The 14,668-nt window shown below is 64.7% G+C and carries 15 protein-coding genes and 2 tRNA genes; 6 read left to right on the top strand and 11 right to left on the bottom strand.

Translation table 11 applies throughout. The annotated features are described in order from the left end of the window. The first annotated feature begins 4 nt into the window (after positions 1-4). Complete coding sequence (locus BXA07_RS21260) at positions 5-3,064, top strand: efflux RND transporter permease subunit (protein ID WP_076570615.1); 3,060 nt, start codon at positions 5-7, stop codon at positions 3,062-3,064. Positions 3,065-3,293: 229 nt separating this feature from the next. Here the strand turns inward: BXA07_RS21260 and BXA07_RS30345 are convergent, their stop codons facing one another. The 4 genes from BXA07_RS30345 to BXA07_RS21240 form a co-directional block, all read right to left on the bottom strand. Continuing rightward, positions 3,294-3,635, bottom strand: coding sequence for a hypothetical protein (locus BXA07_RS30345; protein ID WP_076570613.1), 342 nt, complete (start codon positions 3,633-3,635; stop codon positions 3,294-3,296). A 373-nt stretch (positions 3,636-4,008) separates the two neighbouring features. Beyond that, on the bottom strand, positions 4,009-4,887 hold the full coding sequence (locus tag BXA07_RS21250; RefSeq protein ID WP_076570612.1) for an NAD(P)H-hydrate dehydratase: 879 nt from the start codon (positions 4,885-4,887) through the stop codon (positions 4,009-4,011). A gap of 17 nt (positions 4,888-4,904) precedes the next feature. Continuing rightward, entirely contained in the window at positions 4,905-5,669 is a 765-nt protein-coding gene (locus BXA07_RS21245) for a histidine phosphatase family protein (RefSeq protein WP_076570610.1), read from the bottom strand. A gap of 80 nt (positions 5,670-5,749) precedes the next feature. Beyond that, a complete protein-coding gene (locus BXA07_RS21240; protein WP_076570609.1) occupies positions 5,750-7,150 on the bottom strand; it encodes an L-cystine transporter in 1,401 nt (466 codons plus the stop codon). 257 nt (positions 7,151-7,407) lie between these two features. Here BXA07_RS21240 and BXA07_RS21235 point away from each other — a divergent pair, with 257 nt between their 5' ends. Together BXA07_RS21235 and BXA07_RS21230 are read left to right on the top strand one after the other, a co-directional pair. Continuing rightward, positions 7,408-7,785, top strand: a complete 378-nt coding sequence (locus BXA07_RS21235) for a nuclear transport factor 2 family protein (RefSeq protein WP_076570607.1) — start codon at positions 7,408-7,410, stop codon at positions 7,783-7,785. 13 nt (positions 7,786-7,798) lie between these two features. Continuing rightward, positions 7,799-8,188 carry a hypothetical protein gene (locus BXA07_RS21230; RefSeq protein ID WP_076570605.1) on the top strand — a complete coding sequence of 130 codons (390 nt, stop codon included), beginning with the start codon at positions 7,799-7,801 and terminating at the stop codon, positions 8,186-8,188. Positions 8,189-8,190: 2 nt separating this feature from the next. Here the strand turns inward: BXA07_RS21230 and BXA07_RS21225 are convergent, their stop codons facing one another. Continuing rightward, positions 8,191-8,796: an IMPACT family protein gene (locus BXA07_RS21225; RefSeq protein ID WP_076570685.1), complete on the bottom strand. Its 606-nt coding sequence runs from the start codon at positions 8,794-8,796 to the stop codon at positions 8,191-8,193. 68 nt (positions 8,797-8,864) lie between these two features. After that, positions 8,865-9,122 (bottom strand): hypothetical protein, encoded by a 258-nt coding sequence (locus BXA07_RS21220; RefSeq protein WP_076570603.1) that lies wholly within the window; start codon positions 9,120-9,122, stop codon positions 8,865-8,867. Positions 9,123-9,248: 126 nt separating this feature from the next. Between BXA07_RS21220 and BXA07_RS21215 the strand changes: the two genes are divergently transcribed. Continuing rightward, positions 9,249-9,995: an AraC family transcriptional regulator gene (locus BXA07_RS21215; RefSeq protein WP_244556351.1), complete on the top strand. Its 747-nt coding sequence runs from the start codon at positions 9,249-9,251 to the stop codon at positions 9,993-9,995. A 147-nt stretch (positions 9,996-10,142) separates the two neighbouring features. Here the strand turns inward: BXA07_RS21215 and BXA07_RS30340 are convergent, their stop codons facing one another. The 4 genes from BXA07_RS30340 to BXA07_RS21200 form a co-directional block, all read right to left on the bottom strand. Next, entirely contained in the window at positions 10,143-10,553 is a 411-nt protein-coding gene (locus tag BXA07_RS30340) for a hypothetical protein (RefSeq protein WP_139335688.1), read from the bottom strand. Positions 10,554-10,595: 42 nt separating this feature from the next. Next, positions 10,596-10,883 (bottom strand): hypothetical protein, encoded by a 288-nt coding sequence (locus tag BXA07_RS21210; protein WP_076570601.1) that lies wholly within the window; start codon positions 10,881-10,883, stop codon positions 10,596-10,598. A gap of 289 nt (positions 10,884-11,172) precedes the next feature. Then, positions 11,173-11,248: transfer RNA gene (locus BXA07_RS21205), tRNA-Lys, on the bottom strand. A 79-nt stretch (positions 11,249-11,327) separates the two neighbouring features. Next, positions 11,328-11,403 (bottom strand) — tRNA-Lys (locus tag BXA07_RS21200). Positions 11,404-11,533: 130 nt separating this feature from the next. Between BXA07_RS21200 and BXA07_RS21195 the strand changes: the two genes are divergently transcribed. Further along, a complete protein-coding gene (locus tag BXA07_RS21195; protein WP_076570599.1) occupies positions 11,534-11,992 on the top strand; it encodes a MarR family winged helix-turn-helix transcriptional regulator in 459 nt (152 codons plus the stop codon). Beyond that, positions 11,989-13,488 (top strand): MDR family MFS transporter, encoded by a 1,500-nt coding sequence (locus tag BXA07_RS21190; RefSeq protein ID WP_244556349.1) that lies wholly within the window; start codon positions 11,989-11,991, stop codon positions 13,486-13,488. The genes BXA07_RS21195 and BXA07_RS21190 overlap by 4 nt, the downstream gene beginning before the upstream one ends. On the opposite strand, the gene BXA07_RS21185 is transcribed toward BXA07_RS21190, so the two are convergent. Next, on the bottom strand, positions 13,482-14,570 hold the full coding sequence (locus BXA07_RS21185; RefSeq protein WP_076570597.1) for an NADH:flavin oxidoreductase/NADH oxidase: 1,089 nt from the start codon (positions 14,568-14,570) through the stop codon (positions 13,482-13,484). The two genes, BXA07_RS21190 and BXA07_RS21185, sit on opposite strands and share 7 nt — an antisense overlap. Positions 14,571-14,668 lie beyond the last annotated feature (98 nt).

Genomic DNA, 14,668 nt, shown 5'->3' with positions numbered 1-14,668 from the left:
CGCCATGAATTTCACCGATCTCTTCATCCGCCGGCCCGTGCTGGCCATGGTGGTGAGCCTGCTGCTGGTGGTGCTGGGCTTGCGCTCCCTGTTCAGCCTGCCCATCAACCAGTATCCGAAGACGCAGAATGCCGTGGTGACCATTTCCACCACCTATTACGGCGCCGATGCGCAGACGGTGGCCGGCTTCATCACGCAGCCGCTGGAATCGGCCATCGCCCAGGCGCAGGGCATCGATTACCTGTCTTCGTCGAGCAGCAGCGGCGTGTCGACCATCACGGCCACCTTGCGCCTCAATTACGACGCGAACCGGGCTTTGACGCAAATCAATACCCAGGTCAGTTCCGTGAAGAACCAGCTGCCCGCCCAGGCGCAGACGCCCGTGCTGACGGTGCAGATGGGGCAGACGACGGACGCCATGTACCTGGGGTTTTACAGCAAGACCTTGCCGACGAATAATGTGACGGATTACCTGAGCCGCGTCGTCAAGCCCAAGCTCGACGCCGTCGCCGGCGTGCAGACGGCGGAATTGCTGGGCGCGCGCCTGTTCGCCCTGCGCGCCTGGCTCGATGCGGACAAGATGGCCGCGTTCGGCGTGACGGCGGCCGAGGTGAGTACCGCCCTGGGCAATAACAATTACCTGGCCGCGCTGGGATCGAGCAAGGGCCAGATGGTGACCGTTCCCCTGACGGCAGGCACGGATCTGCATTCGGTCGAGGAGTTCAGGAAACTTGTCGTCAAGCGCAGCGGCGACTCCATCGTGCGGCTGGAAGACCTGGCCACCGTCGTGCTGGGGTCGGAAAACTATGATTTCAATGTCGCCTTCAGCGGCGTGCGCTCCGTCTTCATCGGCATCAAGGTGGCGCCGGAAGCCAATATCCTCGACGTGGCCCAGCGCGTGCGCGCCAGCTTTCCCGATATCCAGTCGCAGCTGCCGGCCGGGCTGACGGGGGAAATCGTGTACGACTCGACTTTCTTCATCAATACGTCCATCAGGGAGGTCATCAAGACCCTGGTCGAGGCGCTGCTGATCGTCACCATTGTCATCTATCTGTTCCTCGGCAGCCTGCGGGCCGTGATCGTGCCCGTGATCGCCATGCCGCTGTCGCTGATCGGCACGTTTACGGCCATGCTGGCGCTCGGCTATTCCATCAATCTGCTGACCTTGCTGGCCATCGTGCTGGCCATCGGCCTGGTGGTCGACGACGCCATCATCGTGGTGGAAAACGTCGACCGCCACATGAAGCAGGGCCAGCCGCCGCTGGAAGCGAGCCTGCTGGCGGCGCGCGAACTGGGCAGCCCCATCCTGGCCATGACGGTGGTGCTCATCGCCGTGTACGTGCCCATCGGCTTCCAGGGCGGCCTGACGGGCGCGCTGTTCACGGAGTTCGCCTTCACCCTGGCCGGCGCCGTGGCCGTGTCGGGCGTGGTGGCCCTGACCCTGTCGCCCATGATGTGTTCGCGCATTTTCCGCCCGGAACAAGACAGCGGCCGCTTCGTGCAAGCCATCGACCGCGTCTTTGGCAAGGTGCATGACAGGTATCAGCGCCTGCTGCACGCGCTGCTCGACACCTGGGTGGTGCTCATCGTCATGGCGGCGCTATTGATGGTGGTGCTGGGGCTGATGTTCAGGATGTCGCAGTCCGAGCTGGCGCCCGAGGAAGACCAGGGCGTCGTGCTGTCGCAGGTGGTGGGCGACCCGACGGCCACGTCGGACCAGATGCAGGTGTATGCCGAGCAAATCTACCAGGTGGCCAAGGCCATGCCCGAATACAGCCAGATGTTCCAGATCACGGGCGTGCCGACGGTCAACTCGGGTTTTGGCGGCATGCTGATGACGCCGTGGGGCGAGCGCGCGCGCAGCGCCCAAGAGGTGCAGCAGGACTTGCAGGCGGGCTGGAACCGGATCGCCGGCGCCCGCGTGGCCGCTTTCCAGTTTCCCGCCTTGCCCGGCTCCTCGGGCTTGCCCGTGCAATTCGTCATCGCCACCACGGAGCCGTTTGAAAACCTCGATGCCATCGCGCAGCAGGTGCTGGAGAAGGCGCGCGCATCGGGCAAGTTCTATTTCATCGACACGGACTTGAAGATTGATAAACCGCAAGCCACCGTCGTGATCGACCGCGACAGCGTGGCCGCGCTGGGCATGACGCAGCAGGATGTGGGGCAGGCGCTGGGCGCGGCTTTGGGCGGCAACTACGTCAATTATTTTTCCATCGCCGGGCGTTCCTACAAGGTGATCCCGCAGGTGCTGCAGGTGGACCGCCTGAATCCGTCGGCCGTGCTGGACTTCCATATCAAGACGCCCGACGGCGCGATGATACCGGCCAGCACCGTCGCGCATATCCAGTACGACGTCGTGCCCGAGTCGATCAACCGCTTCCAGCAACTCAATTCCGTGACGCTTTCCGGCGTGTCCGGCGCCTCGCAGGGCGAGGTGCTGGCCTTCATGCGCGAGACGCTGGCCCAGGTGGCGCCCAGCGGCTACACGGCCGACTATGCGGGCCAGTCGCGCCAGTTCGTGCAGGAGTCGGGCGGTTTTGTCGTCACCATGCTGTTTGCCGTGGTGATCGTCTTCCTGGCGCTGGCGGCGCAGTTCGAGAGCTTCCGCGCCCCCGTCGTGATCCTCGTTTCCGTGCCGCTGGCCCTGTTTGGCGCCACCATGTTCATCTTCCTCGGCTTTGCCTCGATCAACATCTACACGGAGGTGGGCCTGGTGACCCTGATGGGCCTGATCAGCAAGCATGGCATCCTGATCGTGCAAGTGGCCAACCAGTTGCAAAAGACGGGCAAGAGCAAGCGCGAGGCGGTGGAAGAGGCCGCCGCCGTGCGCCTGCGCCCCATCCTGATGACGACGGCGGCCATGGTGTTTGGCGTGCTGCCGCTGGTGATCGCCTCGGGCGCGGGCGCGGCCGGACGCCACGCGATGGGGCTGGTGATTTTTACGGGCTTGTCCATCGGCACCTTGTTTACCCTGTTCGTCGTGCCGGCCATGTATCTGTTCCTGGCGGCCGACCATCAGGCGTTGGGCGCACGGGCCACGGCGAAGGCGGCGCCCGCCCGTTGATGGGCCGTGGCAGGGGGAACTGTTGCGCTGCGAAAAAGAAGGAGCCTTCGTCGCAAGGCTCCTTGCCAGGTATTCCCTGGTAGTCTGATGCCGGCGTTGTGCCGCCTGCCTGTACCGCTTGCCTGTACCTCTTGCCTGTACCTCTTGCCTGTACCTCTTGCCTGTACCTCTTGCCTGTACCGCTTGCCGCCCGTCCCGCCGCTGCGCTGGAGCGGGGCGGCTGGGGCTGCTAGCTGCTGCGTGGCGGTGGCGTCGTCGTTCCGGCTCCAGTCCCGGTCCCGGTTCCGGTTCCCGGCGTGGTGCCGGGCGGGTTGGCCGGCGGCGTCGTCGTGCCGTCGGGGTTGGTGGTGGTGCCCGGCGCCATGGATGGGGTGGCCGGTGCCGTGGTGTCCGGTGTGGTGGTGCCGCCGGTGCCCGAGGTGCCGCTGCCGCCCGTGGCGGGCGTGGTGGCCGGTGCGGCCGCCGGGGCCGTGGTGGTGGATTCGTTGCGCTTGTTGCAGCCGCCCAGCAGCGCGCACACGATGGCGGTGCCGAGGACAAGCTTGCTGGTGCTAGGGGTTGGGGCCGTCATGATTGTTCCTTTCTCGTTGGAAAGCTGTCGTGGGTGGTCATGCCAGGCTGGCTGCCACGGTGCGGGCGGGCCGTCGTGGCAAGGCTGGCATCGCTAGCAAAAATTAGAGTAGGCAGGCGCGCGCAGGTTCACGGGATTTACAAATCAGCGGCCCTCGGCTGGGGGAGCGGCGATCCGCTTTGACATGGCGCAAACGCGCCACGTGAACGGCAGGGAAGGCGCCAGGACAGGGCGTACTGGCAGCGGCCATGCTTATTTCTACAACGAAACCTTGCGTACTGCCGCTTCCCAGTCCACGCCCGATGCGGGCGTGGTGTCGGGTGGCGACGACTCCCTGGCTGATGGCCACGGCCACGTCATGCTCATGCCGTTTTTATGCCGCCAGATTACGCAGCAGGGCGGGAATCTCGGCCGGGATCTCGCGCGCCAGGTAGCCGAGCATGCCGAAGCGCAGGGCCAGCTGTTCGCCCGCCAGCGCATGCAGGGCGATGCCCCAGGCGCACGCCTGCTCCAGCGGCGCGCCGCGCGCCGCCAGGCCCGTGATGATGCCGGCCAAGGTGTCGCCGGAACCCGATATGGCCAGGCCGATATTGCCGCCAGCATGTGTCCAGCTGCTGCCGTCGGGCAGGGCGATGACGGTCAGGGCGCCTTTCAGGGCGACGACGGCATGCCAGCGCCGCGCCGCGTCCACGGCGCAGGCATGCGGGTCGGCCAGCACGGCGTCCTTGGTCACGCCCATCAGCTGGGCCAGCTCGCCCGCGTGCGGCGTCAGCAGCACCGGCTGCGTAAAACGGAAATGCGCGGGCTGGCGCACGACCTGCATGGCGCAGGCGTCAAGAATCAGGCGGCTGCCGGCAAACAGGGGCAGCAGGTGGCGCATCAGCTCGCAGCTGGCGGACGTGTCGCACATGCCCGGCCCGACGAGGACGGCGTCCACCTTGCCGGCCAGCGGCGCCAGCTGGTGGCGCGCTTCGTGGCGGAAGCCGCCCAGCGCCGTTTCGTCCAGGCCGATGACCCGCGCCTCGGGCATGGCGACGGCCACTTGCGCCGCCACCGACGCGCCCGTCGCCAGGGTCAGCTTGCCCGCGCCCGCGCGCAGGGCCGCCGTGGCCGCCAGCACGATGGCGCCCGGCATTTCTTCGGAGCCGGCGACGATCAGCAGATGGCCGCGCACTTCCTTGTCGCCGTCGGGCTGGGGCATGGGCAGCGGCCAGGAGCGCAGCAGGGAGGGCGTGATGGCGGTGGCGTCCATGGATGAGCTCCGAAGGATCAGGATTTCGGCGCGGCCGGCATGTCGGGCTGGGCCGTGACGGGTGTGCCGGCCGCTTCCAGCGGCGCGACGAAGTTGCACAGGTCCAGCTGCAGCTTGCCGTGCCTGCCCAGGGCGGGGTTGAAGGCGTACGAGGTGATGCCGCAGTTGGGCACGTCGGCCGCCTTGTCGATGGCCAGGATGGCGTGCTCGTCGCAGCGCTCGAGCAGGTAGCGGAAGCAGTTGACGATGACCTGGTGGCCGACGATCAGCACCCGTTCGCCCCGGTATTCGCGGGTGATGGTGTCGAGCACGCTGCGCAGGCGCAGGATGACGTCGCACCAGCTTTCGCCGCCCGGCGGGCGGAAGTAAAACTTGCCGACGTGCTGGCGCTGTTCGTACAGTTCCGGGTATTTGCTGGCGATGCCGTGCACGGTCAGGCGGTCGAGGATGCCGAATTCCTTTTCGCGCAGGCGCTCGTCGGCTACCACGGCGCTCAGGCTGTCGGCACCGATGCGCGCCAGTACGGCTTGCGCCGTCTGCCGCGCACGCACGTAGGGCGAATACAGCACGACGGTCGGTTGTTGTTCAGGCGGGAGGGTGGCGAACCAGTCGCCGAGGGCTTGCGCCTGGTGCGCGCCAAGCTCGGAGAGGGGGACATCGACGTCGCGCTCGGCGATGGCGATCAACAGCTGCTTTTCCGCTTCGGCGGCATCGCGCGCCACGTTGCCGGCACTTTGGCCGTGACGCACGATCCAGATTTGCTGCGGCCATTTCTGTTCCATCGCCTTGCGCCTTCCTCCGTATTTATTATTAATAAATATAGACGAAAGCGGCAAGGCGCGGCGCGCAACTCGATGGGCTTTTAGGCGGCGTGTTCCGCTTCGTCCAGGTCCGGCGCGTCGTCGCTGTTGTAGACGGCCAGGTCGGTTTCGCCCATGACCCGGCTGGTGACGGTGCCGGCCGTGATCGAGCCGCTCACGTTCAGGGCCGTGCGGCCCATGTCGATCAGCGGTTCGACGGAAATCAGCAAGCCGGCCAGCGCGACGGGCAAGTCCATCGCCGACAGCACGATCAGGGCGGCAAACGTGGCGCCGCCGCCCACGCCGGCCACGCCGACGGAACCGATGGTGATGATGGCCAGCAGCGGCAGCAGGAAGCTGACGGTGAACGGATCGACGCCGACGGTGGGGGCGATCATGACGGCCAGCATGGCCGGATAGATGCCGGCGCAGCCGTTCTGGCCGATGGTCGAGCCGAACGAGGCGGCGAAGTTGGCGATGCCTTCCGGCGTGCCCAGGCGCTGGGTCTGCGTCTGCACGCTCATCGGGATCGAGCCGGCACTCGTGCGCGACGTAAATGCGAAGGCCAGCACGGGGAAGACTTTCTTGACGAAGCGCAAGGGGTTCAGGCCCACGCCGGCGATGATGGCCAGGTGCACGAGGAACATCAATATCAGCGCGCTGTAGGAGGCGACGACGAAGTTGATCAATTTCAAGATGTCCGTGTAGCTCGACGACGCCACCACTTCAAACATCAGCGCGAACACGCCGTACGGCGTCAGGCGCAGCACCAGGGTGACCATGCGCATGACGATGGCGTGCGCCACTTTCATGAAGTGCTCGAAGGAGGCGAAGATTTCCGGTTTTTTCGCGGCGATGCCCGTGGCCGAGATGCCGATGAAGATCGAGAACACGACGACGGCGATGGTCGACGTCTTGCGCGCGCCCGTCATGTCGAGGAAGGGATTGGTCGGCACGAAGCTGACCAGCAGTTTCGGCAGGGACAGGGCTTTTGCCGTTTCCAGCGAGCCTTGCAGCTGCACGCCGCGCGCCACTTCGGCAGCGCTCGACGTCAGGCCGACGGCCGTCAGGCCGAACAGCTTGGCCATCAAAATGCCGATCGCGGCGGCGATGGCGGTGGTAATGAGCAGGGTGCCGATGGTCAGCGCGCTGATCTTGCCCAGGGAACTCGCATCCTTCAGCTTTAAAATGGCGGAAATGATGGACACCATGATCAGCGGCATGATGATCATCTGCAACAGTTTGACATAGCCGCTGCCGACGATGTCGATGTATTCATTGGTGCCGGCGATGATGGGCGAACCCGCGCCGTACAGCCACTGCACGGCCGCGCCCAGCAGCACGCCCAGGCCCAGGCCCGTGAAGACACGCACGGTGAAGGTTGCGTGCTTGCGTTGCTGGTGGAACATGAAGGCGAAGACGAGCAATGCAACGAGCAGGTTCAGGATGATGTTAATTGCCATGTAGGGGCCTTATCTTGGTTTTATTCGAGACTGCAGAGAGCACTTTACTACAAGTCATTGCTGCCCCAGCCTGGGGCGAAAGGGCAAGCACTGTACAGTACTATGGGGGTGTTTTGCGCAATGCTGCTGCGAATATTACGCTATATGAATATGCTCCACAGGCATAAGCCTTCCGGATGATTGTGAAATTGGCTATTTCGTGCCAGCATGGTTTTCCCGTTTGCTAATATGCGCGCGTTACTTTAATAAGGAAAAAGATGAATGCTTTAACGGAAGTACAAGTGCTCGATGCGGAAGAACGCTTGCGCCTGGCCATGATGGCGTCCGATGTGGCCGTGCTGAACGATTTGCTGGCCGATGAATTGTTGTTTACCAATCACCTGGGTCACTTGCTGAGCAAGCATGCGGACCTGGCCGCGCACGAGCAGCGATTGCTGACGATCACGGACTTGCGTGCCTCCGAGCGCCATGTGCGCATCAACGGCAACGTGGCCGTCGTCTCCGTGCGCATGCAGCTGACGGGCAGTTATCACGACGTGGAAACGCATGGCGACTTCCGTTTTACGCGCGTCTGGGCACAGGATGCGGCCGGCGCGCTGCAAGTGATCGCCGCCCATTCCGGCGTCGTGGCTTGAGGAGCATCATTTAGTGGATCATCGTTCCAAAGGGCAGCTGTTTGAAGCTGTCATCGCCGCCGGCCCGGCCACCCTGGCCGTCACGGCCGGCTATCCCGTGCTGCTGTACAACCTCGTGCGCACCTGGGCGGACGCCCCCGGCGCCAACGCGCTGGCCGCCCTGCTGCTGACGGGCGGCGTGTGGGCCTTGCTGGAATTCTGGCGTATCGCGCTGGCCACGGTGGCGCGCAAGGCGTATGCCTTCAACTGGCGCTTCTGGCTGGCCATCGCCAGCTTTCTTGCCTGCTTCGCGCGTTTCGTACCGGACATGCCGGCCGGATTGATGCTGCTGTTGCTGGTGCTGCCGGCGCTGGCGTGGACGCATTTTATTTTGTTGCAGATCAAGCGGCCGCGCGACCTGTAGGTTTATTCTTCCTCTTCGGCCTCTTCCTTCAGCCAGGCTATCCGCCCATTGCCCGCCTCATGCAGATGGGCCAGCAGGGCGGTGGCCGCCGTTTCGGGCAGGCTGAAGTCGAACAGCACGGCGTCGCCGTGTGCCACGTTCAGCAAGGTGGCGCCGGCGCCGTCGAGTTCGCGGCGCAGCATGCCTTCCATCGCATACGGCACCGTGCAGCGCAGGTTGCGCTGGCGCACGATGGCCGTCTTTTCCGCCTGCAGCAGCGCCTGCGCCACGCTGTCCGTGTAGGCGCGCACGAGGCCGCCCGCGCCGAGCTTGATCCCGCCAAAATAGCGCACGACGGTGGCCAGCACGCCTTCCAGGTCCTGGTGGCGCAGCACGTCGAGCATGGGCCGTCCGGCCGTGCCGCTCGGTTCGCCATCATCGACGGCCGCCGATTGCCCGCCCGCCAGCAGCGCCCAGCACACGTGGCAGGCGCCCGGATGCTGCGCCTTCAAGTCATTGACCACCTGCTGCGCGCTGGCACGGTCCGTCATCGGCTGCACGCAACCGATGAAACGGCTTTTCTTGATGATCAGTTCGCTGTGGACGGGGGCGGCAATGGTAAACGGCATGGCGGGTGCGAAGGCGGGCAAAGCAGCATGATAGAGGAAATGCGCGCCGGGGACGAGCCGTTGGCCGCTTACTCCGTTGCGACGGACACCAGTTCGCGCAGCGCCGCATCGCGCACCTGCACAATGTCGAACAGTCCCAGCGCGTGCAGGGCGGGCAGGGCGTCGACAATGTCGCGCTCGGCGATGGCCTTGTCGTCGCTGCTGCTGGCGTCGTCCAGCCACAGCCGGGCATTGGCGAGGAAAGCGCCCACCGTGCCCTTGCGCACGGTGACGCCCTTGAACTGCCCCTGGTTTTGTTGATCGGCTAATACGTCTTCTGCACGCATGGTGAACTCCTGAAGGTTGGAAAGACTTCACTGTATGATGGCCGGATTGTCTTGCCTGCGTTGTTTATGTCATTCGATACGTCAAATCCGCCAATTTCTCCGGCATCGCCGCTGTTGCTGCGCGCCATGCGCATGGTCCAGCCGCAGGAAAGGGTGACGGGGGCGCACCGCCATGCCAGCGGCCAGCTGTTCGGCGCCATGCGGGGCTTGCTTTCCGTCGCCGCCGACAGCGGCCAGTGGGTGGTGCCGGCCAGTCACTGCGTGTGGGTGCCGCCCCATCACGTCCACGCGCTGCGTTCGCACGGCCCGTTCGCGGGCTGGAGCGTGTATGTGGACGAGGCCAGTTGCGCCGGCTTGCCCGCCGCGCCGTGCGTGATGCGCGTCTCGGGCTTGCTGCGCGAAGCGGTGGGCCGCGCCAGCACCTGGGGCGAGGATGGGTCTGACGCACTGGACGCGCGGCAGGTCCGGGTGGCGGGCGTGATCCTCGACGAGATCGCCGCCGCGCCGCACGAGGCCTTCGGCTTGCCCCTGCCCACGGACCCGCGCCTGCTGCGCGTGGCGCGCGCCGTGCTCGATGACCTGGCCGACGAGCGGGGCGTGGAAGCGCTGGCCGCCTGGGCCGGCGTCTCGCTGCGCACCCTGGCGCGCCGTTTTATCATCGAGACGGGTTTTGCGCCCTCCGCCTGGCGCCAGCGCGCCCGCATCCTGCGCGCCCTGGAACTACTGGCCGCCGGCCAGCCCGTCACGACGATTGCGTTGGACCTGGGCTACGACAACGTCAGCGCCTTCATCGCCATGTTCAAGCGGGTGATGGGGGTGACGCCGGGCAGGTATGGGGATGGCAGTGAATCGGGCAATATCGGTATTGGATAAAGCGCAACTTGCTGTTGATGGAGGCGGCCAAGGCTGAAATCGTGTACGAATGCCGGACCTGGCCCCGGCCCCTGCTATGACCCCAGCCCCTGCTACTTGCGGCATCGTCATGCCCCGGACCGGCCGCATCCCCGTGCCTCCGACGGGCTATCTCGCTTTCCCGGTAATATTTGGCGGCGGATTTTCGAGGCTGTAGGTGGCGAGCAGCCGCACGGTATCGATAATGCTGAGCACCAGCAGGCAGCCGAGTATCGCGAAGATGACTTTGACCGTCTTGCGCAGAGTGCCGCCACGCGCATTGGCGGTGCTGTCGGCAATCATGACGTGGTCTACGGCAGCTCTGCCGCTACCGGCCGTATGCCTGGCTTGCTGCCGTTGCACCGGCATGCCAGTGTAGATATCGAGTCCATTGTTGCGGCGATATGTCTCTACCTTGGCAGCGGCTGAAAATGGATGTTCATGGAGGTTGACCCCTGCCATGCTTTGTTCTCCCAGGCCGGAGCCGTGGATAGTGCTATGCGGGGAGTGGGAATTGCAGGTGGAATCGTTGTCGCTCATGTCGTCATGCCTTTTATCATTGATTGCAAGGGGTGTTGGTGCTCACTTCCGTGCGACAGACCAACCTTTGTCCGTCTTGATGAAGCGCATGCCGCTGACTTGTCCTTCTACTCCTTGAATATCGCACAGGTAGCCGCTCGTATCGGCCTTGCTGCAACCGAGTACCTTGATCTTGGCGACGACTCCCGGTATGTCGACCTGCAGGAAGGAGGGGGTCTGCAAGGTCATCTCCCTGCTCAAGGCGTCGCGTACTTCGCTTTCGCTGGGCGCGCCGCTACAGCCGGCCAGCAGCGTGGCGATGATGAGGGTTGGGACAAGTTTGATCTGCATGATGGGTTCTCCTCGGTTGTGCGAGTCAGCGACTCGATGATGCTGGCCTGCACGTACTGGCGGGCCGGCTCTGGTCTGGCTCATTCTGCTTTGCACAGCCTGACAGGGCCAGGGTTTTGACATAACCAAATCATTACCGTACGCAGCTTGTTGATACGTAAGGGTTTTTTATGCTGTTGCAGGGAGGTGCCGCAGCGTGCTGACGGTGCGTGCAAGGGGGCGGGGCGGGGTGGAATGGGCACGCAAAACAAAAAAGCCAACCGCGAACGGTTGGCTTCTCTGAAGTATTTGGTAGGCCGTGCGGGATTCGAACCTGCGACCAACGGATTAAAAGTCCGCTGCTCTACCAGCTGAGCTAACGACCCAAAAACTTTGACTACTTACTGCGGTAACACTGTGCGGTACGTGCTTGCCACGAAGGCAAGTAAGCGGACTGCAAATTCTTGGTAGGCCGTGCGGGATTCGAACCTGCGACCAACGGATTAAAAGTCCGCTGCTCTACCAGCTGAGCTAACGACCCAAGGGCGGCTATTATGACGGCCAACGGCGGTTTTGGGAAGGGCTGGACGGGGCAAGGATGGAAAAAAGCCTTGCGTGGCCCTCATGCACGGTCTAATATGGGTAGGTAGCCTACCTATTTAACTCATCCCATGCCCACTACCGAAGATCTTCGCATCCCTGAACGCGCGCTGGCGCTGTCCGATGACTTGCGCCTGGCGTTCAAGCGCCTGCTGCGTTCCATGCAGCGCGAAGGGGGCGAGCTGGAGGGCGGCGTATCGATGATGCAGTACATGCTGCTGGCCCTGATCCACGAGCAGCCCGGCATCGGCGTGGCTGCGCTGGCGCGGCTGCAGAATGTGCGCGGACCGACCGTCAGCGCCCAGGTCAAGTCGCTGGAAGAGGCGGGCCTCGTCGAGCGCAGCGCGCCGGATCCGCAGGACCGCCGGCGTTCGGGCCTGCACGTCTCCGCGCACGGCCTGGCCATGCTCGAAACCCTGCGCGCGCGGCGCCGCGATGCGCTGGCGCGGCGCATCGCCCGCCTGACGCCGCAGCAGGTCGATGCGCTGGAAGCGGCCATGCAGCCGCTGCTTGAGATCGCCCAGGCATGAGCGGCCACGATCACGCCGCAGGCGCAGACAAGGACGCCTTCAAACCCGTCACCAGGCGCGAAGTGCGCGCCATCTACCTGGGCCTGATGGCCGTGTTGGGCCTCGGTGCGCTGGACCAGAGCATCGTCGCCACGGCCTTGCCGCGCATCGTCGGCGACCTGGGCGGCATGGCGCATCTGTCGTGGGTGGTCACGGCCTACGTGCTGGCGTCGACGGCCACCATGCCCCTGTACGGCAAGCTGGCCGACCAGTATGGCCGCCGCCCCATGATCTTCACGGCCCTGCTGACCTTTTTGCTCGGTTCCGTGCTGTGCGGGCTGGCGCAGAACATGACGGAACTGATCATCTTCCGCGCCATCCAGGGCCTGGGGGCGGGCGGCTTCATGCCGCTGGCGCAGATCATCATCGGCGACATCGTGCCGCCGGCCGAGCGGGGCAAGCGGCAGGGCATGGTGCCCATCGTGTTTGCCGTCACCAGCGTGCTGGGCCCCGTGCTGGGCGGCGTCATTACGGACGCCTTGTCGTGGCACTGGATTTTCTATGTCAACCTGCCCGTGGGCATTGTGGCCTTTTATATCATCGCGCGCGCCATGCGCAAGCCGGCGCGCACGCATGCGCACAAGATCGATTACCTGGGGTCTGCGCTGCTGACGGGCGCCGTCACGGCGGCGCTGCTGGTGCTGGCGCTGGGCGGCACCGAGTGGCCGTGGGACTCTCTCGCCATCAAGGTGTGCGGCGGCGTTGCCCTGCTGCTCGGTATCTGGCTGGCGTTTCACGTGGGCAGGGTGGACGAACCCGTGCTGCCGCCCGATTTGTTCGAAAACCGCACCTTCAATATCGCCAGCCTGGTGATGGCCGTGACGTTCATGGGCCTGATGGGCGCCAGCGTCTTCTTCCCCCTGTTCTTCCAGCTGGTGATGGGCACCACTCCGGCGCAATCGGGCGTGATGACGGTGGCCATGATGGTGGGGCTGGTGGCGTCGTCGATGTTCAACGGCCGCGTGCTGTCGCGCTCGGGCAAGTACAAGATGGTGCAGGTGGCGGGGCTGGCCGTGGCGCTGCTGGCGTTTGCCGTGCTGGCCTGGGCCATGGAAACGTCGCGCGGCTACTGGATCATCGAGCCGGCCATCTTCTTCCTCGGCGCGGGATTGGGATTGGTGATGCCGAACATGACGATCGCCGTGCAAAATGCCTTGCCCCTGGCGCGCCGGGGCGTGGGCACGGCCATGCTGGCCTTTTTCCGTTCGCTGGGCGGCTTGCTGGGCGTGACGGCGTCCGGCGCCATCCTCGCGCACCAGCTGCACAAACATGGCGTGGAAGCCGTGTCGGCGCTCGGTGCGCATGCCGCGGCGCAGACGGTGGAAGTGTACCGCCATGCGATCGCCAGCGTGTTTGGCGCCGGCGCCGTGCTGCTGCTGGTGGGACTGGTCTTCCTGCTGTTCCTGCCGGAACTGCCCCTGGAAGGGCATCCGGCAACGGTGAAGGACGATCAGTAGCGTTCCAGCCAGTGCGCGTACGGCGCCGGCAGGGTCCACGAGGCGCGCTCTACGCCGAGTTCCTTGGCGGCAAAATATGCCCAGTGGGGATTGGCCAGGTGCGCCTTGCCGACCATCACCACGTCCAGCTGTTCTTCCTTGACAACGCGCTCGGCGATGGCCGGCGTGCCGAAGCCCCAGGCGGACGAGACGGGTACGCCCGCTTCGCGGCGGACTCTTTCGGCAATCGGTCCCATGAAGGCCGGGCCCCACGGAATCGACACGTCGGGAATGGTAAAGCCCATGCTGACGCTGATCATGTCCATGCCCGCATCCTTGAACTGGCGCACGAGGCCGATGGATTCGAGCAGGGTTTGCTCGTCGCGGCCGTCAAATTCCAGCACGCCGAAGCGGATCGTCAGCGGCAGGTGCTCGGGCCACACTTCACGCACGGCTTTCAATGTTTCCAGCAGGAAGCGGCTGCGGTTTTCCACGCTGCCGCCATAGATATCGTCGCGCTGGTTCGCGTGGGCGGAAAAGAAGCTTTGCGCCAGGTAGCCGTGGGCGAAGTGCAATTCCAGCCATTCGAAGCCCACTTCGCGGGCGCGGATGGCCGCATCGACGAAGTTCTGTTTCACGCGGGCAATATCGTCGAGGTCCATGGCGCGCGGTACCTTGCCCAGGCCGCCGCCGAAGGCGATGGCGGACGGGGCGATGGTTTGCCAGCCGCGCGCGTCGCCTTCAGCGATATGGTCGTCGCCCTCCCATGGACGGTTGGCGCTGGCCTTGCGGCCCGCGTGGGCGATCTGGATGCCGGGCACGGAGCCGGCCGCCTTGATGGCCTTTACCACCGGCACGAAGGCTTGCGCCAGATCATCGTTCCAGATGCCCGTGCAGCCGGGCGTGATGCGCCCTTCCGGTGCCACGGCCGTCGCTTCGACGATCACCAGCCCGGCGCCGCCACGGGCCATGCCTGCGTAATGGGACAGATGCCAGTCGTTGGCCACGCCATCGACGGCCATGTACTGGCACATGGGCGGCACGGCGATGCGGTTGCGCAGGGTGACATTTTTGAGGGTGTAGGGCTGGAAGAGGGCGGACATGGTGGCCTTTATATTTGTTGGTAGAAAAGTTGAGGAATGCTGATTCGGTAGTTCGTAAATATTCGAAGAATGGAATTAGTATAGCGCATGCTGTATGA

The organism is Janthinobacterium sp. TND4EL3, assembly GCF_900156175.1.
Classification (GTDB): Bacteria; Pseudomonadota; Gammaproteobacteria; order Burkholderiales; family Burkholderiaceae_D; genus Janthinobacterium.
Note: the sequence above shows the minus strand (reverse complement) of the source record. Positions and strands in the feature narration are given on the sequence as shown.

Excerpts from the sequence above, each read along its gene's own strand:
- BXA07_RS21210 (WP_076570601.1), bottom strand. The coding sequence starts at position 10,883 with ATGCAGATCAAACTTGTCCCAACCCTCATCATCGCCACGCTGCTGGCC.
- BXA07_RS30345 (WP_076570613.1), bottom strand. The coding sequence starts at position 3,635 with ATGACGGCCCCAACCCCTAGCACCAGCAAGCTTGTCCTCGGCACCGCC.
- BXA07_RS21240 (WP_076570609.1), bottom strand. The coding sequence starts at position 7,150 with ATGGCAATTAACATCATCCTGAACCTGCTCGTTGCATTGCTCGTCTTC.
- BXA07_RS21220 (WP_076570603.1), bottom strand. The coding sequence starts at position 9,122 with ATGCGTGCAGAAGACGTATTAGCCGATCAACAAAACCAGGGGCAGTTC.
- BXA07_RS21235 (WP_076570607.1), top strand. The coding sequence starts at position 7,408 with ATGAATGCTTTAACGGAAGTACAAGTGCTCGATGCGGAAGAACGCTTG.
- BXA07_RS21260 (WP_076570615.1), top strand. The coding sequence starts at position 5 with ATGAATTTCACCGATCTCTTCATCCGCCGGCCCGTGCTGGCCATGGTG.
- BXA07_RS21185 (WP_076570597.1), bottom strand. The coding sequence starts at position 14,570 with ATGTCCGCCCTCTTCCAGCCCTACACCCTCAAAAATGTCACCCTGCGC.
- BXA07_RS21215 (WP_244556351.1), top strand. The coding sequence starts at position 9,249 with ATGCGCATGGTCCAGCCGCAGGAAAGGGTGACGGGGGCGCACCGCCAT.
- BXA07_RS21190 (WP_244556349.1), top strand. The coding sequence starts at position 11,989 with ATGAGCGGCCACGATCACGCCGCAGGCGCAGACAAGGACGCCTTCAAA.
- BXA07_RS30340 (WP_139335688.1), bottom strand. The coding sequence starts at position 10,553 with ATGAGCGACAACGATTCCACCTGCAATTCCCACTCCCCGCATAGCACT.
- BXA07_RS21195 (WP_076570599.1), top strand. The coding sequence starts at position 11,534 with ATGCCCACTACCGAAGATCTTCGCATCCCTGAACGCGCGCTGGCGCTG.
- BXA07_RS21225 (WP_076570685.1), bottom strand. The coding sequence starts at position 8,796 with ATGCCGTTTACCATTGCCGCCCCCGTCCACAGCGAACTGATCATCAAG.
- BXA07_RS21245 (WP_076570610.1), bottom strand. The coding sequence starts at position 5,669 with ATGGAACAGAAATGGCCGCAGCAAATCTGGATCGTGCGTCACGGCCAA.
- BXA07_RS21250 (WP_076570612.1), bottom strand. The coding sequence starts at position 4,887 with ATGGACGCCACCGCCATCACGCCCTCCCTGCTGCGCTCCTGGCCGCTG.